The sequence below is a fragment of the Sphingomonas sp. ID1715 genome (assembly GCF_013044515.1).
Taxonomy (GTDB): Bacteria; Pseudomonadota; Alphaproteobacteria; order Sphingomonadales; family Sphingomonadaceae; genus Sphingomonas_B.
The window spans coordinates 86743-109239 of the sequence record NZ_JABEPR010000008.1 but is presented as its reverse complement, the minus strand read 5'-3'; the positions used below and the strand labels follow the sequence as shown (position 1 = coordinate 109239).

Below are 22497 nucleotides of genomic sequence, written 5' to 3'. Positions count from 1 at the left end.
GATCCTGAAACGGCCCGATCCTAGGCAGTGGCTGAACCTTGCGCTGATAGTCGAATGCGCCTTCCGGCGCCCGGATCGCCTTGCGGATCACCTTCCGCGACACATGCAAATCCCGCGCGATCGCCTTGATCGCCTTGCCGCCGGCATACTCGCGCCGAATCCGAACCACTGTCTCCAAAATCAACATCCCGATCTCGCCGCCTGAAAATCCAGCCGGCTGCTTAAACCATCGAAATGAGGGGTCCCTTTTAGACGCCGATCACCCCGCTAACGGGGTCCTTTTTGCACGCCGATCCACATTCAATGCTGCCAAAACCAGGGGCGGCCAGCTCATGATGCGAGCGAGCCCTGAGGACATTACAATCGACGCCACGTTGCACGCTCAATTCGCTCTACGCTACATGGCGACGCGAGCCCGTCACGGGCGGGATACCCATTGAACGCAGATTCAGTTTAGAACCCTCCCCGCTTGCGCAGCACTGATCCTGCCCTGCACAACGCTTGATGGATTTTGGTTGGGCCCATCGCTCGACGAAAAATTCTCTCAATCAACAGCCTGCCTGCGACCAGCAGCTTGAACGGGTATCTCGCATGTAAATGACCGCGATGGGCCGCTTGCTGTCCGACCGGTTCTGGTTTGAAAAACGAAGAAAGCTGCCGTTGGCGAAGTGATGTCGAGCAGGCGCAACTGCTGTGTCTGTGCCGAGAGGGCTATCGTTGAGAGATCTCGGCGCAGACAACAGTTCGCGAACTCAGGCTCAGGTGGACGCGCGCGCCCGCTGTGGCACAGTGTCAGGGAACCAGCGCCGTCCAAACCAGAAGGCAACATTGACCAGCAGGATCAGGACCGGCACCTCGACCAGCGGCCCAATCACTGCAGCGAACGCAACCGGCGACGAAAGCCCGAAAGCCGCAATGGCAACCGCGATGGCGAGTTCGAAGTTGTTGCCTGCCGCTGTGAAGGCAACGGCCGTCGTGCGCGGGTAATCGCTCTCGACGAGCTTCCCCATGAAGAACGCGATCGTGAACTGGACGACGAAATAGATCGTCAACGGGACCGCCACGCGCAGGGCATCACCGGGCAGCGCGAGAATTTCGCTTCCCTTGAGGCTGAACATAGCAACGATCGTGAAGAGCAGCGCGACCAGCGTCACGGGCCCAATCTTCGGCAGGAACGTGTGCTCATACCACTCGTTGCCCTTGGCCTTCGTCAGCACCTTTCGGGTCACGAAGCCGGCGAGGAACGGAATGCCAAGGTAGATCAAGACAGCTTGGGCAATCGTCCAGAAACTCACGTCGATCACGCTACCTTCGAGCCCGAACAACGGCGGCAGGAAAGCCAGGAAGAACCAAGCGTAGACGCTGAAGAACAAGATCTGGAAGATCGAGTTGAACGCGACCAGCGCTGCAACGTACTGGTTGTTGCCCTTCGCAAGTTGGTTCCAGACGATAACCATGGCGATGCAACGCGCCAGACCGATCAGGATCAGGCCGGTCATGTATTCCGGCTTGTCGCGCAGGAACAGGACCGCGAGGGCGAACATCAGGACTGGTCCGATAAGCCAGTTCTGGATGAGCGAGATCACAAGGATGCGCTTGTCGTCGAGGATATGAGGCAGTTCCTCATACCGTACCCGCGCAAGCGGCGGATACATCATGAGGATCAGGCCGATTGCGATGGGGATGTTTGTCGACCCCCAAGACAGGCTGTCGATTGTCTTTGGTAGGCCGGGGAACACGGAGCCCAAGCCTACGCCCAGCGCCATGGCCAGGAATATCCAGAGGGTCAGATAGCGATCAAGGAACGAGAGACGTTCCGGCTTGGGCTCGATGGTCATGGGTCCTGCTCGCTCAGCCAGCTACGCGATTGCCGGCCGCATCGACCACCTGTTCGCCGTCTTCCTTCGCGAAAGCGCCTTGCTGCGCAGCGGGAATGAGGTCGAGCACTTCTTCGGACGGACGGCATAGCTTAACGCCGAGCGGTGAGACGACCAGCGGCCGGTTGATAAGGATCGGATGCTCCATCATCGCATCGATCAATTCGGCATCGGTGAGGTCGGCATTACCCAGGCCCAGTTCGGCATAAGGCGTGCCTTTCTCGCGAAGCAGCGCGCGAGGGGTCATAGCCGCACGCGAGATCAGGCTTTCCAGCAATGCGCGCGAGGGCGGCGTCTTCAGATACTCAATGACGTGCGGCTCGATGCCGGCATTGCGGATCATCGCGAGGGCATTGCGCGACGTGCCGCACTCCGGGTTGTGGTAGATGATGATGTCGGTGGTCATACTGTTTGCTCCAGCTTTGAGGCTCGCACCTTCGCTTTGGCCGATTTCGAGAAGTTTTTGCTGCATCGCCATCTTGTCGATGCTGTCGTGCGGGAGGGTGAGGAACAGCGAGATGCGGTTGTGAAGATAGCGCAGCGCCTTCAGGAACGCCTCGCGCTGGCCTTCGCCTTCAACTGCGGCCGGGTCCTCAATACCCCAATGCGCCGTGATCGGATGTCCGATCCACACCGGGCATGTCTCACCGGCGGCGTTGTCACAGACGGTGAAGATAAAATCGAACTTAGGAGCGCCGGGCTTCGCGAACTCGTCCCAGCTCTTGGAATACATGCCCCGCTTGTCGATCCCCATTTCATCGAGAACCGCAAGAGCCATCGGGTGAACCTTGCCCTTGGGCTGGCTGCCGGCGCTGTACGCCACGAAGCGATCGCCACCGAGCTGGTTCATGAGCGCTTCGCCCAGGATGGAGCGCGCGCTGTTACCGGTGCATAGGAACAGGACGTTGTAGGTTCTGTCGGACATGGAGCACCCTCAAGCTGATGTATCGCAGCGAATCTTGGCGATCAGGTCCGAGCACATCTCCGGCGCCCCCTGGCAGCAATCCTGCATGAGGAACGTGAGCAGCCGCTGCATTCCGGCATAGTTGGCGCGGTAGCGGATGAGGCGGCTTTCCCGTTCGGATTGAACGAGGCCTGCGCGCTCAAGCGTGCTCAAGTGGTGGGACATCGTCGACTGCGGCACGCCCGCGCGCTCGGCAATGGCGCCCGCGACATGGCCTTCCGGCCCTGCCTGGATCAGCATGCGGAACACGGACAAGCGCGTTTCATGCGCCAAAGCGCTCAATGCATCGACTGCCCACACCTGGGAGTTGAGGTCATTCATGATTCGTCGATCCTTCTAGGATTATCGAAATATGGGCGCGCCGAAGGCTCGTCAATCGATATTTCCAAAACCGTGGAAATATGGATTCACCGTGCTATTGCGGTCCTTAGAGGAATGCACGTCGTTCAAAGTTATGCGAGCTCAAGCAAGCTGCTGCGGCGCCAATGCTTTCTCCAGCACTGCCTCGATCCTCGGAATGGGAGCGACCGAATGAAAACGCACGACATCGTCATAGTTGGCGGCGGGCAAATGGGGCTGTCGTTGGGCTATTATCTACGCCGTTCCGGGGCAGATTTCGTGATCGTCGATTCAGAAACCGGTCCTGGCGGCGCGTGGCGGCATGGCTGGGATTCGCTGCGGCTGTTTTCTCCAGCGGGATACAGTTCATTGCCCGGTTGGCTGATGCCCCCGCCCTCACACAAGGGGTATCCGACCCGCGATGATGTGCTCGATTACCTGAGCCGCTACGAGGAACGCTACAAGCTGCCCATCCAAAGGCCCGTACGCGTAGAGACCATCCGCCGGTCCGGCGCTCATCTGGAGGTTGTGACGGAGGATGGGCCCTATTTTGCTCGCTTCGTTGTCAGCGCGACCGGTACTTGGTCGCACTCCTATGTGCCTGAGTATCCCGGTCACGATCTGTTTGAGGGGACGCAAGTCCACTCCGCGCTGTACAACCGCCCGGAGGCCTATGCCGGGCAATCGGTGCTGGTTGTCGGGGGTGGCAACAGCGGCGCGCAAATCATGGCGGAGATTGCTCCGATTGCCAGCGCGACCTGGGTTACAACACATGACCCACTGTTTCTTCCCGATGATGTCGACGGGCGGGTACTCTTCGAAAGGGCCGTGGCTCGGATGAAAGGGCCGCCAGATGGAGAGCCTGTCGGCGGTGTCGGCGACATCGTGATGGTTCCTCCTGTCAAAGCGGCGCGCGATCGCGGCGACCTCTCCTCGGTGCGGCCATTCACCCGAATGACGGCAACAGGCGTAGTTTGGCCCGATGGATCGGAAACAGCCGTGGATGCGGTGATCTGGTGCACCGGATTCAAGCCGGCGCTCGACCACCTGCAATCGCTGAACGTGGTGGAGGCCGATGGCAGGGTCCACGTTGAGGACTATCGCTCGATCAAAGAGGAACGCCTCTGGATGGCCGGATACGGCGATTGGACGGGGCCTGGCTCCGCGACCCTGATGGGCGCTGCACGAACCGCACGCGATGTGTCCGCGCTGCTCACTTCGGCGCTGGCGGAGGCTGCCGACAGCTGAGGCACCGGCCGGCTTTTTATCGGGAATTTCCGATTCAATATTGACGATCGCAATCCAATCGGTAAATTACGATGAATGAACACCGAAGAAGCCCTCGCTCTGCTTTCAGCGCTCGCGCACCCTACGCGACTGGAGGCCTTCAGGCTGTTGATCCGGCATGAGCCCGGTGGGCTTTCCACGGGTGAATTGGTCGAGGCATCTGGGCTGAGCCAGAGCACATTTTCGACGCACCTCGCCGTCATGGTGAAGGCGGGTCTCGTCATCGCCGAAAAGCGCGGGCGACAGCAAATTCAGCGCGCCAACCTGGATTCCTTGCGCGGCGTGATGGTCTTTCTCGCCAAGGATTGCTGCCAGGGTCGAACCGAACTCTACGAGCCGCTGCTGGCTGAGCTGACCTGCATCTGACGGGACGCGAGTGAATCCCGTTCCTGTAAGTGCGCCCGCAGTGCAGCGAACCGGCCAGCGTTTGCCTGCCATGTTGAACCTTAAAAGCCCACTTGGAGTACGCCAGTGACGATCTCTGTTCGAAGCGTGACCGTCGATGACGCGGAAGCCATCGCTGCCATCTACGCCCATCACGTACTGCACGGCACGGCGACCTATGAGATCGTTCCGCCCACGGTTGCCGAGACCACCGTCAAGATTGAGACCATCACCGACCGGAATTGGCCTTTCCTCGTCGCCTGCGAGGGAACGGAAGTTGTCGGCTATGCATACGCGACGCAGTTCCGAGATCGTCCTGCCTACGCTTTTGCTTGCGAGAACAGCATCTACATCGCGCATGATCGACGGGGCTCCGGGATCGGCAAGCGACTTCTCACGGCTTTGCTTGATGCTGCGGAAACTTACGGCTTCCGGCAAATGGTCGCTGTGATCGGAGGCGGCGAACCTGCTTCCGTTGCGCTGCACGGATCCTGCGCCTTCGAACACGTCGGCCGACTGACAGGCATGGGCTGGAAGGCGGGCCGATGGCTCGACACCGTCTACATGCAGATCGCGCTTGGCGGCGGCACGGCTTCTGCGCCGACAGCGGATCGACCGGCCTAGAGCCCAAATACCTGTGCGGTCGGTCAGTGCCGCCCGGTTCTTCGACCGCGATGCCCTGCGATCGTCCCGCGAAGAAGTGGACCGCAGTCGTGCCGGGCGAGGTTCGAACAGACATTTTGCCGCCGAAATGAAGCGGCGTGCAGCCGACTTGAGAAAGGTATTCGAGAATGAGATTGCGTGAACTCGCAGCCCCCGACCATTTGCCGGCGTTGGACAAGGCGTTCGCATTCGAGCGTCCAGCCACCGGCCTCGGCTCAGACCAGCCTCCGCCCCGCATTCTGTTGCTTTATGGTTCGCTCAGGGAACGCTCGTTCTCGCGCCTCGCCGTGGAGGAGGCTGCTCGCCTGTTGCAGTTCTTCGGCGCCGAGACGCGGATCTTCGATCCCAGCGACCTGCCGCTGCCCGATCAGGTGGCCGGAGACGACCACCCGGCCGTGCATGAGCTGCGCGAGCACGCGCTCTGGTCCGAAGGCATGGTCTGGTGCAGCCCGGAGCGACACGGCCAGATCAGCGGCATCATGAAGATGCAGATCGACCACCTCCCGCTTCAGATGCGCGGGATGCGGCCGACGCAAGGACGGACACTTGCCGTCATGCAGGTGTCCGGCGGCTCGCAATCCTTCAATGCCGTCAATTCACTGCGCCTGTTGGGTCGGTGGATGCGGATGTTCACGATCCCCAACCAGTCGTCGGTAGCAATGGCGTACAAAGAGTTCGACGAAGACGGCCGGATGCGGGCGTCGAGCTATTACGATCGGATCATCGACGTCATGGAGGAGCTGGTCCGCTTCACCGTGCTGATGCGTCCGCATGCGGTGCAACTTGTCGACCGCTATTCCGAACGCAAGGAGGCGGGTGTTCCAGTCGATGCCTCCACAGACCATTCTGCGATCGCCATCGCGCCTCAAAGCTGAATCGAAGGTCCTCTTGGCCTGACTGTCAAATGGGAGTGTCGATGAAGCGGTACTCCCAACGCACCAAGTATCCGGAGGAATGGCAGGTTTCGGGGGCGGCACGGCTTGGCCCAAACGGCCGATTTGGGCGCGTACCAGACATTTCCCAATCTGTCGGCGCAATGATCAAGGCCGCATCAGCAACCCGACAGGCAATGGCAAGTTAGTTTCTTCCGCTCAGCAAAGTCATTCCGGATGCCCCCGCGACGAGTCGCGCCGCCTTCGGCGGTTGCGCTCGGGACAGTTGCAAAGTGCAGTAGCGCTTTGCAACTGTCCCGAGCGCTTCAATGGTCTCGAATCGTCTCAAACGGCGGTTAATTTTATAGCGCATAAATAAAGGGTTGTGATGAGACGAGACACCATCTGCAAACATAAGAAGAAGCAGCTCGACTTGGGCGGCACGGGAAGGCCGGCAGCCTCGATGCGGGCGATGCAGGCGGCGCGGTCCCATTTCCATTCGCGAAGCGGGTATCGGCACTCGAAGAGATCATGCTCGATCGCGGAAGCATGGGCATGGCGCCGAGTATCCGCCGGCGAGGCATCATAGCCGATCAGGCGGATGACCTTCTGGCCGCGCGCCCAGGCCGCTTTCGCCGGCGCCCACTGTTTCAGGAACGCATCCTGGGGCGCCACCTTCCACTTAAGGGAGCACGAATGACGCCCCAGAGAAATGCTCGGCAGCGTCGCATTGGTGAGGACGTTGGCTAGCAGGTCGTAATAGGGCGGCCAGTGCTTGAACCGGCGCGGCGTGTAGCGAACGGTCTCGTAGCGGATGCCGCGCGCGGCCATCCAGGCGGCGATCATCTTCTGATAGGCGTAGGTCTCCGGCTTCTCGATGCCCGGGTCGCCGGTCAGGACGAGATCGGGCGGGGTTCCGCGGCTTTCGAGCTCGACGAGCAGCGCGGTGCTGTCGACGCCGATCCCGTAGGCGAGCACCACGGGGGCAGGTTCGGCGACGCGGATATAGTCGATGTCGCGAATATGCGCGGCGGGCGCGGAAGGATCGGTCGCCAGCATGGAGGTGCTCCGTTCTCGCGCAGTCCATCTGCGCGCCGAACGTCCCCCCGCCTCTCCTCCTCGGCCCTGGGTGGTGAAAGCGCATCGTCACTCGGCGTCCTGAAGGCTGGACTCCCGATCGTATAGATCGAGATGGACGCCGATCGCGGCCGCCGCGTCGGTCGTGAGGTCCCGGTGGTCATCGCCGTCGAGGGCGGTGGCCATCTCGATCACCGGATGAACCGATACGACCTGGCCTGACGGAAGCCGGAAGAGGTTGGTCGATCCGTCGATTTGTTCGGTCCCGTCGGGGACGTCGAAGCGGCCATGGATTTCGAACTCGACATGCATCAGACTGCTCCTCTGCTGAAGACGATATTGCGGCCCCACCGGCGGACGCGACGCCGCCGAAAGAGCAACGGCACGCGGATGCCGACCTCGAAAGGCGGCCCCCCTTGGAGATGAATTGGATGAGCGACATCGCCGATCGAATTGCGGAGCTTGTGGCGGACCAGCTTGGTGCCGATCGCGACAAGGTTACACCCGACGCCCATTTTATCGATGACCTCGGTGCCGACAGCCTCGACGTCGTCGAGCTCGTCATGGCTATCGAGGAAGAGTTCAATATCTCGATATCGGATGCCGATGCCGAGAAAATCCAGACCGTCGGCGACGCAATCACCTACGTCGAAAGCGCCAAAGCCTGACGCTGGAATCGAGCCTGCGGGAGGATTTTGGGATAGGGAAGCCTGGGCAGCGTCCGGCCGTTTCGGCGGGCGCTGCGGGTCAGCTCGAAACAATAGGTGAAAAGCCCGGCGGTGCGATGGCGGGTCAGGAGGCCTTCAGCCTGAAGACGGCGGAGCCAGGTTTCCGGCTGCTCCCGAAGTCCCGGGCCTGGCAGGCCGAGGCCGACGATCTGTGCGATCGCGCCATCCATGCCCCGTTCGCCGAGCCGGATTTTGGAGAGCGTCCGATCGGAGATGGTGCGGTTCCCTACGCGAAGGACGATGCGCGGCCGGGAGACGCCCCGGTGCGCGCCGGACAGGGCAGCATAGACCCGGCCGACATGACCTGCCTCGGGATCGCTGTAGGAGACCACGGCCTCGATTCTGGGGCGTGCTTGACGAAGAAGCCGAAAGGCACGGGCGCAAAAGAAGCTTTCGCCATTCTGCGGAACGCTGTCGAGCAGGACCAGCCGCGCGAGGACGCATCCTTTGGCGGGATCGGTAAAGCCGGTATGCCGGGTGATGACGGCGTCGGTCGCCGGCACAGCAAAGACGGCCACACCTTCCAGCACCGCCTGGCGGCCGAAGAGACCTATCGCGACCTGAGCGGCCGGGTAGCTCGGCAGATAATGATGCTCGGCGATGAACGCGCGCGCGGCGGCGTGGTCGATGATGTCCGCCGAGTAGGCTTTCGGATTGATGACGAGAGAGTCGGTCGCCCATAGAGCGCGCCGCTCCCGCCAGCGCTGGCTGCGTGAGGTGTCCATGTCGTGGCCTCGGGATGGAGAAGGATCGACGCCGCTTGGACCTTCGACCTGTCTCCCCGGTCCATTCCCCTCTTCTTTGGACAGGGATCGAGATGAATCGGTTTACGGAATGTTTGGGATTGGGCACGATCAGATATCGCACATCCCCTGATTGGCGCCGGTGAGCTTATGTTCCTTTGAGGCCTTGCGAGCTTCACATGGCGTCATGTTCCCGGTAGCGAATAGTCCTCCGGGTTCTTTCAACCAAAGAAGGCAAGATCATCATGAGCGAAGTATCGGAAGACGATAGCACGCTGATTACCCTGACCGCCGATATCGTCGCGGCACATGTGACGAACAACAGCGTGGCGGTCGCTGATCTGCCATCCTTGATCCAGAATGTTCATGGAGCGCTGAGCAATCTCGGCAAAAGTGAACCGGCTGCCGAAACAAAGCAGGAGCCGGCGGTGTCGGTCCGGGCTTCGATCAAACCCGACTATATCGTCTGTCTGGAAGACGGCAAAAAGCTCAAGATGCTCAAGCGCCATCTCATGACGCATTATCAGATGACGCCGGCTGATTATCGTTCGAAGTGGAATCTTCCGGCCGACTATCCGATGGTCGCACCCAACTATGCCGAGCAGCGCCGCACGCTCGCGAAGAGCATCGGCCTCGGGCGCAAGCCCAAGGCGGCCAGCGCCGCGCCGGCAAAGGCCACCAAAGCCGCCCCGGCTCGTCGCGGACGTGCAAAGTCAACCGAAGGGCAGCCTTCCTAGCAGCATCAACGCGGCATTTCGGTTCGGAGACGTCGGGTTTGGAACAGGGACAGTCGGGTCAAAGTGCGCCGGCGCGGCGCGTGACAGCACCTTCAGGGCAGCCCGATGCACGTCCGCCGTCCTATCCCGGCACCGAGGCGTCGGTCGGCACGGTCGTGAGCCTGGCCGACGCCTATTGGGATGCCGCGCACAGGCTGTTGCCGCAGATCGAGAAGGGCCGGGGTGTCTCGTCCGCGCCTGCCAGGCTGTGCGCCATTCAATCGATCGAGACCTATCTCAACGCGTTCTTGCTCTTTCATTCGCTCGATCGAAAGCTGGTGCGGGGCCTGCAGCACGATCTCGCCGAGCGCACGCGCCTGGCGGTCGAAAAAGGGCTGTCGCTCCGCCGACGCACCGCAGAGCATCTGATCCGGCTCAGCGACCAGCGTGACTATCTGGTGGTGCGATATGGTCCAGAGCAGCTCGGCGACCTGTCAGAGATCAACCGGATGTTCGCGACGCTGAAGGAGATCGCAGAGAAGGTCCGGGCAGCGATCTTCGAGCAGCCCTATGATCGTGCAGACCCATGGTACAAGGTCTATTGGTGACCCGGAGACCTTGTCGCGCAGTGATGTCCGGTCGCGAGCGGCGAGGGCCAGCCTCCCAGTCAGAACAGGGTCAACTGCTCGCCGATCGCGCGGGGCTGTGGTTCACGCGCTGGCATGCGAGGAGATGGGCGCGCAACTGTCGTTTGCGGTAGGGAGCGTGCCGGCGGCTCGGCTGCGCGAGGTTGGGCCGCAAGCTTCGCACCCCAGCCTCCCAGGATATGGGCCGGAGTGAACCAGTGCTCGCGAACCTCGTTGCTGAGGGAGTTGCCGACCATGACATGGGCCGGGATATGGAGCAGCGAGAACTGGATATAGGCCATGTGGACGGCTCGGCTGTCGATATCGACCGCGGTCACATGGAGATGGCGCTGGTAATTGATGTCGGCTGCGAGCATCGCCTGCGCGAGCGCGATGACCATGGCCCCTGCACCGCAGGCGGGCTCCATCGCGCTGACGAACCCCTTGTCGGCGATCAGCGCCCGCGCGTCATCGGCGTTGCCGAGCGTGATTTCCGCCATCATCTGGCATACGGGATAGGGCGTGAAGAACTGGCCCCTGTTCTTGTTGTGGATCTCGAGCGCGGTGAAGATGCTGCCCAAGACATCGCCCGGCGCGGCTTCCAGCGCCAAGGTGATTTCGGCGAAGACCTGCGGAAACATCTCGACGGTCGGCCTGTCATATCGTCCCACGATCTCGAGGTAGCGCGCCTCCCGATCGGTCCGCGAGCGGCTGTCGACGCTGTTCGAGATGCTGATCGCGCAGAGCTCCATGCAATCGGAGAAGAGGCTGTAGCGATCGTGGCGATAGCCATGGGCGTCGAAGAGTTTGAGGACGTTCCTGATATGTCGATCCTGGGGCGGCATGAGGGTTCCCCGAGCGCCGGCCGTCTGGCGACCGCGCCTGCTGTGTCTGGTTGAAGGGTGGGAGGGTCCGCCGGCATCGACGGAGAGCTCACGCGGCGGCGAGCAGACCCTCGAGCGTCACGGCGCGTCTGGGCCTCCGCCCGAACTGGTAGCCGTGATTGGTCGCGTATTTGCTGACCGACATGGCCTTCCGGTCGAGAGCGAGCGCCAGATCGGCGATCGAAACCCCGGTGCGGAAGGCGATTTCGAGGGCGCGGGTCTCATCGTCGCTGAACGGGCGGATGTAGCCGTGGACCAGGCCCAGGACGTTGGCACGCGTGGTGATCGATGCCTTGGTCCGGCCCATGCTCGCTGCGAGGGTCTTGGTCGCGACACGGCCATAGTCTGCGCGCAGTCGCGCTTCCTCGGCCTCGGTCCAGTCCGGACCGATGCGCCATCCGTTGCGGTTGGCATGGAGGCCGCGCAGCCCGAGATATTCGGCGCGGTGGCGCAGCGAGCCAGCGGTGCGGCCGAGCTGGCGCCGCAGCGGGGTCAGGCTTGTCCCCTCGGTATAGGCCTTGCCGAGGAACGCGTCCTCTTCGGGTGTCCAGGCCCGGCCCCATCCGCGGCCGTAGCCGAGCTTGCGGATGGCAAGGCCGAAGCCTCTGATCGTTCTATGCGGAAAGCCCTCCCCGACAAGCATCGCGACGATCGCCGTGTAGCGGTGCCCCGCCTCCGCAAGCTCGAGTGCGCGAGCCGTCTCCTGCTCAGTCCAGTCGGGCGGATGGTTTGCGTGCACGATGCCGAGATAGCCGGCGCGGCTGGACAACCCGCCGAAAGGCCGGCCGATCAGCGTCGCGATCTGGGCGAGAGGAACGCCGCGGCGATACCCCTCGGTGAGCTGGGCATCTTCCCAGGGTGTCCATTCGGGAGGATTGCCTTCGGTCAGGTCGAGAAGCCGGGCCCGGGCATAGACCGCTGAGCAGGAGCGAGCGAGATCCGAGGCGATGGTGGCGGTCGGCTCGGTGCCATAGCGGCGAGTGAGCTCTGCATCGTCGAATTCGGTCCACGACCGCGTCGAGTTGCGACGAAGCCCCAGCAGCGCGATCCGCTCGGATATCGCCCCCCTGCCCCTGCCGAGCGTGAGCGCCATATCGCCAATCGAGATGTCTTCGAGAAAGAGAGCTCGGAGCCTTTCACTCTCGGCCGGCGTCCAGGCGTCCGCGCGATAGGCCATTTCGCGCAGCGGCGGTGGCTGGGGGAAAGGGCCTGGCGCAGGCGCGAGCTCGACGACGTTGGCGTCCAGGTCGAGCGGGGTCATGCCAGTGCCACCACGGGAATGTCGCTGATCTTGGCCCTGAGCCGGGCATGCAGACGGGCGATCCGGTCCTCCCCTCGCGGCATGGTGTCGACCGCTGCAATGGCCGCCAGCATGTCGAGCGCATTGTCGACGGCATCGCGTGGGCAGCCGAGGTGGCCGGCGAGGTCGTTTGCCGTGGTCGCGTTGGGGGCGATGCGCCTGAGCGCGCCGATGATCGAGGCCGCGTGCGGCGCCGACGGATCGAGCAGGAAGGCGTCCAGCGCGCGCGTGCCCTTGAGGGTCAGCGCCGTATCGCGCGAGCCGTTCGACACCTCGCGCAGCGCGGAAAGATCGAGCAACTTCTCGGCCTCGTCGCTGTCGATCGCAGCGGCCGCGGTCAGCTTGGGCGTCGCGCCGAGATGCTCGGTGATCGTCTCTTCCATATGGGCGAGAACGGGGAGCGGCGACATCGCCGGCCCCATGGCGAAGAATTCGCCGGGAGCGAGCTTGCGCAGGCGGTCGGCCTCCTTCGCCGAGAAACCGAGCAGATCGGCGGCGCGCGCAATGTCGCGGTCGAAGACGTTGAGGCCGACGAGGAAGTTCTGCAGCTCGGAGATCACCGAGGAGGAGAGCTTGGCGAGGCGCTGGGTGGCGATAACCGGTGCGATGCCGCGCTTGCGGCCACGGGCGCAGAGGTCGGTGAGCGTGGCGACGCCGAGGCGGCGGGTCTCCGCGTCGCGGGCCGATCCCGCATGATGCGGCGCGAGCAGATGGCCCTCGTCGATGCAGACGAGGACGGTGTGGCTCCAATGCTCGCGCGGCGCGCCGATCAGGCCGGCGAACAGGGCCGCCGCCTTGATGATGCGCTGGTCGGGATCAAGGTCGGTGAGATCGACATGGAGCGAGAGCCGGTGCTGGCGGGCGCGCGCGGCCGCTGCCGTCAGGCCGTCCGAGGTGAGTTCGCAGCCTTTGAGCGAGGTCGCGCCGATATGGGCTGCGAGATTGCCGAATTCGCCTTCGGGATCAACCAGCACGACGGTCGTGAAGTCGAACGCCTCCTCGATGATCTTGCGCAGGGTCCGGCTCTTGCCGGCGCCGCTGCTGCCCTGGATGAGCAGCCGGCCGGCGAGCAGGCGCTCGAGGTTGAGCATGAGCGCGCCGCGGCTGTGCTTGCCGATCGGCACGGACCATTGGTCGGCGGATGGGTCGATCGATAGGACTGTAGCCATGATGGGATCTCCTGGGCCTGGCCTGTCTGGCCATCGCCCACTCGATCCCTCTTCCCTTTGCGCATCGGGCGCCTGGCCGCGCTATTGCGGCGCCCCCGGGGGAGGTCAGCCGCCCGGCCGCGGTGCTCGATCCTTGTTGCGCTTGTCGGCGACATAGCTCTGGCCGTTCTCGCCCTTGAGGATCTCGAAAAGGCCCGTTCCCGTGAAGAGCGCGGTAAAGTTCTTCACGCCGTAGTTGCGGGGATCGATGGGCGCCTGCCGCTTCGCCGCGCTGCCCGCCGCCGACATGAGCGCCCAGCCGTCCTCGCGCGCGGATGCCTCGACGGCACCGCGCAGGATCGTCACGAGCTTGGTGTTCTGTGCCAGGGTCTTTTCGGTGGCCTTGCCCGCTGAAGGCTTGGACTTCGCCTTGGCCTTGGGCGCGGCGGGTGCTTCGGGAGCCTCGCTCTGAGACGCTGGCTGGCTCGGATCCTCGAGGCTGTCGAGATAGAGGAAGGTGGTGCAGGCGTTGACGAAGGGCGCGGGGGTCTTGCGCTCACCGAATCCGTAGACTTCATGACCATTGGCCTTCAGCTGCATGACCAGCGGGGTGAAATCGCCATCGCTCGATGCGATGCAGAAGGCGTCGGGCTTCTGCGTGTAGAGCAGTTCCATCGCGTCGATGACGAGCGCGATGTCGGTCGCATTCTTGCCGGTGGAATAGCTGAATTGCTGGATCGGCCGAATCGCGAAGTCATGGAGCTTGTCGGTCCATCCCTTGAGCGCGGGCTTGGCCCAATCGCCATAGGCGCGGCGAATATTCGCGGTGCCATATTTGGATAGCTCCGCGAGCATCACCGCGATCTTCGCATGGGACACATTGTCGGCGTCGATCAGGAGGGCGATCCGCCGATTGAGGCCGCGGGGCTTCTCGTCATTCTCCATGTGGCAATCACCCTTCCTGTTCTGTCTCGTCGTCCGTCGCCGGCTGGACCGCAACCTGCGCATGTGGCTGCAGGCGTTCAAGTCATTGTCGCGGCTTCATCAATCAGCCGGACGCTCCGGCTTGTCCCGCGGCCTCATACCCCAGTCGGGCGCATAGTCCGGACCGTAGTTCGCGCTGCGGAGATATTCGGTGTCGCCAGCCTCATCGACGAGATAGCCGGTCACTTCCTCGGCATAATCGGCGTCGAGCGCGCCTTCGGCGGTCGGGACCAGGCGCACGCCGAACCCCCTGGCGAACAGCGCCTCGTCGGCGGCGCGCATGGCGTCTTCATGGTTCGTGGCCGTGACCGCCATCTTGACGCGAACGGTCGCATAGACGTGAACGAAATGGGTGGGCTCCGACATCATCGGTCTCCTGGGTCTGGCGTTGGGGATGTTGGACAGAATGGGGCCGAAGCGCTCGGCGAACGTCGTCCCGGCAATTTTAGAGTGGCGCCGCGCGATCAGAGATCCATGATCGCTCCGCCCAGGACGGCATAAAGGCCGACCTCGAAGCGAAGGTTCTGCATGGCCCGAAACCTGGCGTCGCGCCGGGCCTCGACGTGGAACGCGCTGCGGCCGGTGTCGGCTTCCTTGATGCCGGTCGAGAGCGTGGGATAGGTCTTGCCAGCACGCGGACCCGTCATGATCTGGGCCGTAGAGCGGCAGTCCAGGGAGCGGTCGAGCGCATAACCGAGACCGCGCAACTGCCTTTTGATTTCGTTGAGCGTGACGGGATGCCAGCCATCGGCGGCGCGGGCGGCCAGTTCGTTGGCGAGGGCGGGGTTCATGGGCGAAGCTCCTTCGCGGTTGCATCGACGGATTCCCGAAGGTCCTCGGCCGAACGTTTGGGGAAATGCTGCGGCAGCGTCAGGCCAGCGGCACGTCGTAGGCCGGCTCGCAGCCCGGTTCGCCGGGATAGATCCCGGCCGCATCGCACAGCAGTACCTGCAGGACGTCATACTCCTCGTGGCGGAGATAGCGTCCTGCCTGGAGTGTGAAGCACTGGTGGGCCTTGGCGGAGGCGCGGCGGACCCGAACTGGGAACTGGCCGCCGACATCGATGTCGCCTTCGAGCGGCCTGCGCGCCTCGCGCATTTTCCGGCCGAGGTCGTTGATGATCGAGCCCGCGACCCGGGGTGAGAAATTGCCGACGAGCAGGAGTTCCGGCAGGCCGTGCAAGGCGTTGCCGATGCTGTAGGCAAAGGCGGGTGTCTCGCCATCGGCGAAGACCAGGAACATATGCTGGCCGCTGCGCGCGATGTTGCGCTCGATCACGGCATAGAAGTCCGAAGCATCGGTCATGAAAACCTCTATATCGGTTGGAGGGGATTCACGCGGCGAGCGGCGGCGCCAGAACCTCCAGATAGGCGGTTTCGACGAGCTCCGTCTTCTGGCTTCGCTCGCGCCGCGACATGTCTAGCTTCACGTAGAAGCCGGCGAAATGAGTCTTCACGATCACGCCCTCGCGGCCGGCATAGCGGTCCCCGCCAACGCACGTTCGCGGCCGGATGCGGACCCGCGACCCGATCCGATGCTCGAGGACAGGTTCAGCAGGGGTCGTCCGCGCGGCGAGGAAGCGCGCCAGGCAGGCCGCGTCATCGAGACGGTCACCGTCCGCGCAGCAGGCCCGCGCGAGCATCGCCCATGAGCGGAGGCTCATCGCATCGCCCGCGAGACGCCGGTCATATGGCTCGTCATGCCCGGCGAGCTGGCCTGCCGCGATATGGGCGTCGGGATCGAAGGCGAGGATCGTGGCTGCATGATATTCGCTCTCGCCGAGCGCGACGGTGAGCTGGTCGATCTGCCGGACGAGATCGGCATTGGCGGTGGCGGGAAGGCCCGAGAAGACGGAGAGTTCAGACATGCAGGGGTTCCGATCGGTGGAGGAAGCTGGAGCGCCGGCGTCTCGATCGGCCGGCACATCTCCCCGATACCCCCTCCCCTTGCACGCGCGCCGGATCAGGCAGCGGCAAGGTCGAGGAGGTCGGGCACGGGAGTGGCGGTGAGCCGCGTTGCCCCGCCGAAGGCGCGCAGGCGGGCGGCCATCGTCTTGCGCAGATGAGCGCGGTTGCCGATGATGGTTTCAGGCGACAGCGGTTCGCCGCGGGCCGACACATAGCCCGTGGCAAGCCGCCCTTCCGGCGTCTCAACGATGATGCGGTGGCCGCGGCCGGGCTGCTTTCCGGCATAACGAGCCGTGAACTCGCCGAGCTTGCCGGTAAGGCCCTTCACCGCCTTGCCCCAGCGTATGTGACCGGCGCCGAGGCTTTCGCCGGCCATGAGCCCGCGTTCGAGCCAGATGCGGAAATGCGTGCGCTGCTGGAGGACGGTGTTGCGGGTGCGCTCCATGGTCCGGCAGAGCGGCAGCGCCGGCGCGTGAAGGTCGAGGAGCCTCAGATAGTCGCCCTGGGCGGCAACGAGGATGTCGTCGAAATCGCGGCCCGCGAGGAGGCTGCGAAGCCGATCGCCAACGCGCCGATCGGCTGGCAGGGCGTCGCCGTGCAACGGGATGATCGCCGTCATGTCCTCGCCAAGCCTATGGAAGCCGGCGCCGGAGACCAGGATGACGGTGAGTTCATCCGGGCCGGCGGCGGCCCGCAAGGCCGGCAAAAGCAGGGCGGCATCCGATGGCGGGCTGGCTCTCTCACCGAACAATCCTGCCTCGGGCGCGCCGAGAATGAGGAGCCGTCGCGTCCACCGGGCGGGCAGCGGTTCGTCGGTCGGCTTGGGCCATGTGCTTGGAAGGGGACGAGCGCGTTGCACCGCCGGCCGCGCATCCGGCGATGGTGCCGCTTCGAATGCGCGGCGCGCGGTATCGAATAGGTCGTCACGATCGCCGCCACCGTCGGCGAAGCCCTGGTCGTAGGCGAGCGAGGCAGGCGACGGGGAGCCGGCCCGCCGGGCTTCCGGTTCCCATCCGGCATGGGCTGCGTACCAGCCCGAGGCGTAGCGCACGGCCCGGTCCCAGTCATAGCCGTGAAGCGTGCGGCCGCGCAGGATGGCGTCGTCGCGGGCGTCACCTTCGCCGCGGCCGACCTTGCCCTCGGTGAAGCCGAAGTTGCGCGCCTGCCGCTCCTCGTCGTTGGCTCTTGACATCGCTTCCATGACTGGGCGCAGCGCGAGTGCCCGGTCACGCATCCGCGCGACCCTCGCTTCTCGGTCTGCCTCGTTCGGGAGATCCGGGAATCGTTGCCAGGCGTCGGCGAGGATTGCCGCATGGTCGGGCCTCCGGCCGCGGGCGATCCAGGTGGCCGCGTCGGCGGGATCGAACGGCTCGGAGATCATCGGTCGCCCTCCGCGCGAAAGCCGAGGCTCGAAGCGGTCAGGCTGTCGAGGCCGCGCGCGAGCGCCTCGTAGCGTCCCGTGAGATTCTCGATTGCCCCGAAGGCCCGTGCGTTGGGCGGCGCCGATGGCACATCGAGACGGAACGGCAGGGTCCGTTCGGCCATCTCGGGGAAGACGGCGCCGAGCAGGATTGCGGCCACCCGGTCGGCGACGGCATCGACGCGCTTGCCGAAATGATGCTTGTCGAGGCCCGGCGCGGCTTCGAGATGCGCCATCGGCGCGATGACGTCCGGCAGGCGGGCGAGCAGCCCGGCTCCCAGGCCGTAGTCCGAATGCATCGAGATCAGACCCTGCCGTTCGAGCGAGATCTCGGTGAAGGGGATATGCACCCGGTAGGAATAGCTCGGCGCCTCGACGCCGATCCGGGTGCGTGTGAGCAATATGCGCATCGCTCCATCCCCCTCAGGCGACCAGCCGCGGCGCGGCGGGCGCGGCGGCAGGGAGATTGAGGTCGCGGCGGATACGCGCGGCAAACCGGTCGGGCTCGACGAGCTCGCGGACGGATGCCCAATGGTTGCGTTCGCCGATATAATCCTGGCGGTCGCGGACCCTGCGAAAGCAGACCTCGCGGTCGGGCCCGAACGGCCCGAGCGAGAACTGGACCCAGAGCATGTCGGCGTGGAGCGTGATCTCGCCGGACACCGCCGGCCCCGCCTTGTTGGAGCGGATGTCGAAGCTGCCCTCATCGAGACTCAGCGCTTCTGCGAGGCGGCGGAGGGCCGCGCGGCCCTCGGAATGGAACAGCTTCTTGGCGGTCTCGTCATAGGCGACGCCGCGCAGGGCGAGCGTCTTGAGCATCGGCCGGTTTCTGAGGTCAGCGATCCGCGCCATGCAGTCTCGGCGCAGCTCGGCATCGGCCGGCCGATCGGCGCAGACCTGCGAGAGATGGCGCACGAGCAGGATGACGGCGGGGTCGGTTTCGACCTCGATGCCGGCGTTGCGGCAATCGGTGATGGCTGCTTGGATAGCGTGGAGCGTGGTGCCGATCGTGACCAGCGCGCTGGGGTCGAGCGCCTGGCCGTAGCGAAATGCCACATCGTAGGTCATGGGGTCCTCCGGGAATCTCGAGCGGTTCTTCCGCTCGCGCCCCCGGCCCCCCTTCCCTCTCGTCCCCCCGGCGGAATGGATTCGAACCTCGCTGCTGGCCCTGCCGAACGACGACAGCGGCGCAGCGACGGTGTATTGCCGCCGGACACGGCGAAGAGCTGGGGCGGACGGAGGAACTGGATGGACGATATCGCGGGCTGGATCGCCCCGATCGCGACGATGATCGCCGCTATGATGACCGCGGCCAATCTGGGCGCGAAGGTCACCGGGTCGGGATTCCTGGTCTTCACGATAGGATCGATCTGCTGGTCGCTCGTGGGGCTATCGACCGGGCAGACCAACCTGCTCGCGACGAACGGCTTCCTGACCGTGGTCAACCTGGTCGGCGCATGGCGATGGCTGGGCGAGCAGCGCCGATACGAAGAGGGTGGCAAGTCCGCCGAGAGGGCCAGCCGCCGATGCTCGAGCGATGAGCTGTTCACCGCGACCGGACTCGCCGGGATGGAGGTGGACGATTGCCACGGACAGCGCATCGGGCGCGCGGTCGAAGCACTCCTCGAGTCCGCGTCGGCGAGGATAAGTTATCTGGTCGTTTCCCGGGGCGGTATCGGCGGTATCGACGAGACGCTGCGCGCGGTGCCTTGCGAGGTCGTCTGCTTCGCTGCGCGACGCCTCTCGCTGACGATCGACTTGGCGGGGTTCGAGGAGCTACCCGTCCTCGCGACGGGCGACTGGCCTGCGGAAGCGCCCCGGATTGGGTCCGACAAGGACGCCCGCCTGCAGGCGACTTGAGGTCGGCAATCGCAATGTTATCCCCGCCTGACCAATCGGATTTTGCGGCAGGCGCCCGGACCGATGGCGCGGGCTATGTGACCGGCATAGACGCCGCAGGCCGCCCAGTAGGCGGCGAGCGGAGGCTTGCGGCTGCGCCAGCTCGCCTCGGCGCGCTCTCTCGCGTCCTGCTGGAGTTCGAGAAGCAGGTCCCGCAGCATGCCCCGCGTTTCCGGATCGAGTGCCCGCAGCCTGGCGACGGCCGGCAGTGTGAGGATCGGATTGCGGACCTCCGCACGATTCGAGCGAGCGGGAATCCGCTCGGTGGCAATGAACTGGTGGGACATGAGGGCTCCTCGAACTGCAGGAGCTCTCGCTCCCGTCGGGCTGCCCTCGCACCCCCTCTCTTCTCTGGCGGTGAGGTGGTCGACGTCGGATTCAGGATAGCGTCGGCGTCTCGAACGGGTTGATCACCGGAACATCGAACGACGCGAAATCGGCGACATTGCGGGTCGCAATCGTTAGGCCGAGAACACGCGCGGTCGCGGCGATCAGGGCGTCCTCGTAGAGATGCTCGCTCTTGCCATGCATGAGCTTTGCCCAGGTGCGATAGATGGCGGCGTCTATGGGAAGGACATTCCAGGCCTCCGCGAGCGCATCGGCCCAGGTTTCGATCTCATCGGCGCGGGCCGGGTCCTGGCCGCGGGTGATTTCGATGCCGGCTTGTATCTCGCCGAGCGTAACGGCCGAGATATGGAGCGTGCTGTCGTCCTGCGCTTCGAGCCACGCGAGCACGGCCCCATGGGGGCGGACGCGGCGAAGCTCCGAAACGATATTGGTGTCGAGGAGGAACATCAGAGGGCGGGCGACGCGCGGTGCTTCCCCCGGCCCCGCGGCGGGATCACGAGATCGCCTCGGCCGGGGGGCGCCAGAAGTAGGTCCTTGAGTGTCGGGCGAGCACGGCTTTGAAGGCGATGCCACTCGGCGGCTGGTACCAGCACCGCCGCTTCGACGCCGCGCTTGGTGACCATCTGGGGTCCATGGGTCGTGCATGCCTCGAGCATTTCGCTGAAGCGCGCCTTTGCGTCCTGAACGGGCCAAGCCTGCATATCGATTCCTTTCTGACTAGTTATCTAACTAGTCCGCGAGATATTTCAATTCCGTTCCGGGATCAGCCGGTCATGCGCTCGCGATAGATGTCGGCCGCCCACTGCTCGATCCAGGGCGCGGTCGTCTCGTCATGGTCGAGATCGCCGCATTCGATGAGTTCCCGCATTTGCTCGCGCGCCTCGGCGATCGCCGCCTCCCAGGGGTCATCGGGCTGCGCGGGCGCGATTGGGGGAATCTGCACGGGAAGCTGGCGCTGCGGCTGGCGCAGGCGCGCATGCTGGGCGTGGACCCAGTGTTCCATATGGTCGGCGACGATGGCGTCGGTCTTCACGCAGCCATCGCGCCGGGCCGCGGTCCTCGCTGCGACACCATAGGCCTGGCTGTCGATCGAGGCGATGCGGTGCCGGAAGGCCGCGAGATAGGGGAGTGCCTCCCCTTTCACGCCGAACAGATGAAGCCGGATGCGCCGCGGAAGCACCCGATCGAGATGGTCGACGACGGCCATCAGTCCTTCGGGGCCGTGGATGGAACGCCGGCACATCGATCCAACGCCGACGAGCCCGGCGCGCTCGATCGTGCCCGACAGGGCATCGGCGCAGCGCTCATAGTCGGCGGGTAGCCGCCCCTGGATCACCGGCATGAAGCTGTCGAGGATGTCTTGGTCCTCACCGCGCAAGCGGCACTCGATATTGGCGCGGATGGTGCGCGATATGCGGTCGAGGATCTCGTCGCGGTCGCCGGCGACCTCATGCTCGACGCAATAGTCGAGGGCCGCCCACCAGCGAAACGGGTAGGCGGCGGCGAGGCGGACATAGTCGCCCACGGTCCAGGGATAGCCGCCGTAGGTGGTCATCGCGCTGAAGCCGGCGCTGTCGAGGCAGAGGCTGTGGAGCCCGGCCGCATTGGCGAGCGGACCAGTCGTCCAGCCCGTCCATTCGCGCCAGCCGCGCCGCCGCGACCAGCGCGAAAGGGCGTTCGCCGAGATGAGCACGGGCTGCTGCAACTGGCGCGCGCGATCGAGCAATTTGCTGTCGGACAGGTGGGGTAAGCCGATCATCACCGCTATCGTGCGCGGCTTGACCCGATCCATGTTCATATTATGTTCCTTGCAAAAGGAGATTTCCGATGACCGATTCCGCAGCCCGTTTTCTTGGGCATTTCGATCTGGACGTGACGCTGCGCGATGCGGCGCTCGACGAGCAGAACCGCCCGACCCGGCGGATGATCGCCAACGCGGCCATCGGCATGCATGTCGAGGACGCCTTCTATTCGGTCCGCGAACTGCGCGAGGCGGTGACCTGGATCCACGAGGGCGAGCTTGGCGGGAAGCGCAAGCTGGCCTCGATCCTCAGCAATCCGGCGGGCGACGACTTTCAGCGCTGCATCTATTTCTGCCTCGCCGGACGCGGCGTGGTCGAGATGATCGACGATCTGATGTGGCTCGAGGAGCTGCTCGAGGCGCGCGGCCGGATCGCGGGCAAGATGCATCGCCGCAAGGTCAAGGCCCGGCCGCTCGTGCGGCCCTATGTGGCGGACGAGCCGGATGGCCCGGTGGTGTCAACGGCGGAGGATTTCCAGCAGGGCCAGTCCTGGTGGGCCGATCCCGGCCTGGGTGCCTGAAGCCTGCGG

At 64.4% G+C, this 22497-nt stretch carries 29 protein-coding genes and 3 pseudogenes; 9 read left to right on the top strand and 23 right to left on the bottom strand.

The window, feature by feature from the left end; all coding sequences use genetic code 11:
* From HJG53_RS18900 to HJG53_RS16330, 5 genes and pseudogenes are all read right to left on the bottom strand, one after another.
* Positions 1 to 187 (bottom strand): annotated as a pseudogene (locus HJG53_RS18900) (IS21 family transposase); the annotation flags it as partial.
* 571 nt (positions 188 to 758) lie between these two features.
* Positions 759 to 1838: an ACR3 family arsenite efflux transporter gene (gene arsB / locus HJG53_RS16340; protein ID WP_037509304.1), complete on the bottom strand. Its 1080-nt coding sequence runs from the start codon at positions 1836 to 1838 to the stop codon at positions 759 to 761.
* Between the two features lie 13 nt (positions 1839 to 1851).
* The gene (gene arsC / locus HJG53_RS18420) at positions 1852 to 2283 is read right to left on the bottom strand and encodes an arsenate reductase (glutaredoxin) (protein ID WP_037509366.1); all 432 of its coding nucleotides are present in this window, start codon (positions 2281 to 2283) and stop codon (positions 1852 to 1854) included.
* Between the two features lie 39 nt (positions 2284 to 2322).
* Positions 2323 to 2802, bottom strand: a pseudogene (locus tag HJG53_RS18415) (arsenate reductase ArsC); the annotation flags it as partial.
* A 9-nt stretch (positions 2803 to 2811) separates the two neighbouring features.
* A complete protein-coding gene (locus HJG53_RS16330; RefSeq protein WP_037509303.1) occupies positions 2812 to 3162 on the bottom strand; it encodes a helix-turn-helix transcriptional regulator in 351 nt (116 codons plus the stop codon).
* Positions 3163 to 3372: 210 nt separating this feature from the next.
* On the opposite strand from HJG53_RS16330, the gene HJG53_RS16325 reads away from it, so the two are divergent.
* The 4 genes from HJG53_RS16325 to arsH all read left to right on the top strand — a co-directional run bounded on the left by HJG53_RS16325 (position 3373) and on the right by arsH (position 6389).
* The gene (locus HJG53_RS16325; RefSeq protein ID WP_037509361.1) at positions 3373 to 4428 is read left to right on the top strand and encodes an ArsO family NAD(P)H-dependent flavin-containing monooxygenase; all 1056 of its coding nucleotides are present in this window, start codon (positions 3373 to 3375) and stop codon (positions 4426 to 4428) included.
* Positions 4429 to 4503: 75 nt separating this feature from the next.
* On the top strand, positions 4504 to 4833 hold the full coding sequence (locus tag HJG53_RS16320) for a helix-turn-helix transcriptional regulator (protein ID WP_037509301.1): 330 nt from the start codon (positions 4504 to 4506) through the stop codon (positions 4831 to 4833).
* Positions 4834 to 4938: 105 nt separating this feature from the next.
* Positions 4939 to 5475, top strand: a complete 537-nt coding sequence (locus tag HJG53_RS16315) for a GNAT family N-acetyltransferase (RefSeq protein ID WP_037509299.1) — start codon at positions 4939 to 4941, stop codon at positions 5473 to 5475.
* 167 nt (positions 5476 to 5642) lie between these two features.
* Entirely contained in the window at positions 5643 to 6389 is a 747-nt protein-coding gene (gene arsH / locus HJG53_RS16310; RefSeq protein ID WP_062069117.1) for an arsenical resistance protein ArsH, read from the top strand.
* Between the two features lie 408 nt (positions 6390 to 6797).
* Here arsH and HJG53_RS16305 read toward each other — a convergent pair.
* Both HJG53_RS16305 and HJG53_RS16300 read right to left on the bottom strand, forming a co-directional pair.
* Positions 6798 to 7445 (bottom strand): annotated as a pseudogene (locus tag HJG53_RS16305) (hypothetical protein); the annotation flags it as partial.
* An 87-nt stretch (positions 7446 to 7532) separates the two neighbouring features.
* The gene (locus HJG53_RS16300; RefSeq protein ID WP_019054421.1) at positions 7533 to 7775 is read right to left on the bottom strand and encodes a hypothetical protein; all 243 of its coding nucleotides are present in this window, start codon (positions 7773 to 7775) and stop codon (positions 7533 to 7535) included.
* 119 nt (positions 7776 to 7894) lie between these two features.
* On the opposite strand from HJG53_RS16300, the gene HJG53_RS16295 reads away from it, so the two are divergent.
* Positions 7895 to 8131: an acyl carrier protein gene (locus HJG53_RS16295; RefSeq protein WP_026149970.1), complete on the top strand. Its 237-nt coding sequence runs from the start codon at positions 7895 to 7897 to the stop codon at positions 8129 to 8131.
* Here HJG53_RS16295 and HJG53_RS16290 read toward each other — a convergent pair.
* Entirely contained in the window at positions 8107 to 8916 is an 810-nt protein-coding gene (locus tag HJG53_RS16290; protein ID WP_019054419.1) for a hypothetical protein, read from the bottom strand. The two genes, HJG53_RS16295 and HJG53_RS16290, sit on opposite strands and share 25 nt — an antisense overlap.
* Positions 8917 to 9179: 263 nt before the next feature.
* On the opposite strand from HJG53_RS16290, the gene HJG53_RS16285 reads away from it, so the two are divergent.
* Positions 9180 to 9671: a MucR family transcriptional regulator gene (locus HJG53_RS16285; RefSeq protein WP_019054418.1), complete on the top strand. Its 492-nt coding sequence runs from the start codon at positions 9180 to 9182 to the stop codon at positions 9669 to 9671.
* An 80-nt stretch (positions 9672 to 9751) separates the two neighbouring features.
* Positions 9752 to 10258 (top strand): hypothetical protein, encoded by a 507-nt coding sequence (locus HJG53_RS16280; RefSeq protein WP_255209807.1) that lies wholly within the window; start codon positions 9752 to 9754, stop codon positions 10256 to 10258.
* A 59-nt stretch (positions 10259 to 10317) separates the two neighbouring features.
* Here HJG53_RS16280 and HJG53_RS16275 read toward each other — a convergent pair whose 3' ends face one another.
* The 11 genes from HJG53_RS16275 to HJG53_RS16225 form a co-directional block, all read right to left on the bottom strand.
* Positions 10318 to 11121 (bottom strand): N-6 DNA methylase, encoded by an 804-nt coding sequence (locus HJG53_RS16275; RefSeq protein ID WP_026149969.1) that lies wholly within the window; start codon positions 11119 to 11121, stop codon positions 10318 to 10320.
* 88 nt (positions 11122 to 11209) lie between these two features.
* A complete protein-coding gene (locus tag HJG53_RS16270; protein WP_019054415.1) occupies positions 11210 to 12421 on the bottom strand; it encodes a hypothetical protein in 1212 nt (403 codons plus the stop codon).
* Positions 12418 to 13629, bottom strand: coding sequence for a DUF87 domain-containing protein (locus HJG53_RS16265; RefSeq protein ID WP_019054414.1), 1212 nt, complete (start codon positions 13627 to 13629; stop codon positions 12418 to 12420). The genes HJG53_RS16270 and HJG53_RS16265 overlap by 4 nt, the downstream gene beginning before the upstream one ends.
* Before the next feature lie 105 nt (positions 13630 to 13734).
* Positions 13735 to 14553 (bottom strand): NYN domain-containing protein, encoded by an 819-nt coding sequence (locus HJG53_RS16260; RefSeq protein ID WP_019054413.1) that lies wholly within the window; start codon positions 14551 to 14553, stop codon positions 13735 to 13737.
* 99 nt (positions 14554 to 14652) lie between these two features.
* Positions 14653 to 14958 carry a hypothetical protein gene (locus HJG53_RS16255; protein ID WP_254447836.1) on the bottom strand — a complete coding sequence of 102 codons (306 nt, stop codon included), beginning with the start codon at positions 14956 to 14958 and terminating at the stop codon, positions 14653 to 14655.
* 98 nt (positions 14959 to 15056) lie between these two features.
* On the bottom strand, positions 15057 to 15383 hold the full coding sequence (locus HJG53_RS16250; RefSeq protein WP_019054411.1) for a hypothetical protein: 327 nt from the start codon (positions 15381 to 15383) through the stop codon (positions 15057 to 15059).
* A 79-nt stretch (positions 15384 to 15462) separates the two neighbouring features.
* Positions 15463 to 15897, bottom strand: a complete 435-nt coding sequence (locus HJG53_RS16245; protein ID WP_019054410.1) for a DUF4262 domain-containing protein — start codon at positions 15895 to 15897, stop codon at positions 15463 to 15465.
* A gap of 28 nt (positions 15898 to 15925) precedes the next feature.
* The gene (locus HJG53_RS16240; RefSeq protein WP_019054409.1) at positions 15926 to 16459 is read right to left on the bottom strand and encodes a hypothetical protein; all 534 of its coding nucleotides are present in this window, start codon (positions 16457 to 16459) and stop codon (positions 15926 to 15928) included.
* A 95-nt stretch (positions 16460 to 16554) separates the two neighbouring features.
* Positions 16555 to 17880: a hypothetical protein gene (locus tag HJG53_RS16235; RefSeq protein ID WP_171132323.1), complete on the bottom strand. Its 1326-nt coding sequence runs from the start codon at positions 17878 to 17880 to the stop codon at positions 16555 to 16557.
* Positions 17877 to 18329 (bottom strand): hypothetical protein, encoded by a 453-nt coding sequence (locus HJG53_RS16230; RefSeq protein ID WP_019054359.1) that lies wholly within the window; start codon positions 18327 to 18329, stop codon positions 17877 to 17879. Before HJG53_RS16230 ends, HJG53_RS16235 begins: the two co-directional genes overlap by 4 nt.
* A gap of 13 nt (positions 18330 to 18342) precedes the next feature.
* Positions 18343 to 18987, bottom strand: a complete 645-nt coding sequence (locus HJG53_RS16225; protein WP_019054358.1) for a hypothetical protein — start codon at positions 18985 to 18987, stop codon at positions 18343 to 18345.
* 180 nt (positions 18988 to 19167) lie between these two features.
* Between HJG53_RS16225 and HJG53_RS16220 the strand changes: the two genes are divergently transcribed.
* Complete coding sequence (locus tag HJG53_RS16220) at positions 19168 to 19779, top strand: hypothetical protein (protein ID WP_052310930.1); 612 nt, start codon at positions 19168 to 19170, stop codon at positions 19777 to 19779.
* 17 nt (positions 19780 to 19796) lie between these two features.
* Here the strand turns inward: HJG53_RS16220 and HJG53_RS16215 are convergent, their stop codons facing one another.
* The 4 genes from HJG53_RS16215 to HJG53_RS16200 form a co-directional block, all read right to left on the bottom strand.
* A complete protein-coding gene (locus tag HJG53_RS16215) occupies positions 19797 to 20105 on the bottom strand; it encodes a hypothetical protein (RefSeq protein WP_019054356.1) in 309 nt (102 codons plus the stop codon).
* A 91-nt stretch (positions 20106 to 20196) separates the two neighbouring features.
* Positions 20197 to 20613: a type II toxin-antitoxin system VapC family toxin gene (locus HJG53_RS16210; protein ID WP_019054355.1), complete on the bottom strand. Its 417-nt coding sequence runs from the start codon at positions 20611 to 20613 to the stop codon at positions 20197 to 20199.
* Complete coding sequence (locus HJG53_RS19215) at positions 20613 to 20867, bottom strand: type II toxin-antitoxin system Phd/YefM family antitoxin (protein WP_019054354.1); 255 nt, start codon at positions 20865 to 20867, stop codon at positions 20613 to 20615. The genes HJG53_RS16210 and HJG53_RS19215 overlap by 1 nt, the downstream gene beginning before the upstream one ends.
* Positions 20868 to 20929: 62 nt before the next feature.
* On the bottom strand, positions 20930 to 21964 hold the full coding sequence (locus tag HJG53_RS16200; protein ID WP_019054353.1) for a hypothetical protein: 1035 nt from the start codon (positions 21962 to 21964) through the stop codon (positions 20930 to 20932).
* Between the two features lie 29 nt (positions 21965 to 21993).
* On the opposite strand from HJG53_RS16200, the gene HJG53_RS16195 reads away from it, so the two are divergent.
* Complete coding sequence (locus HJG53_RS16195; protein ID WP_019054352.1) at positions 21994 to 22488, top strand: hypothetical protein; 495 nt, start codon at positions 21994 to 21996, stop codon at positions 22486 to 22488.
* Positions 22489 to 22497 lie beyond the last annotated feature (9 nt).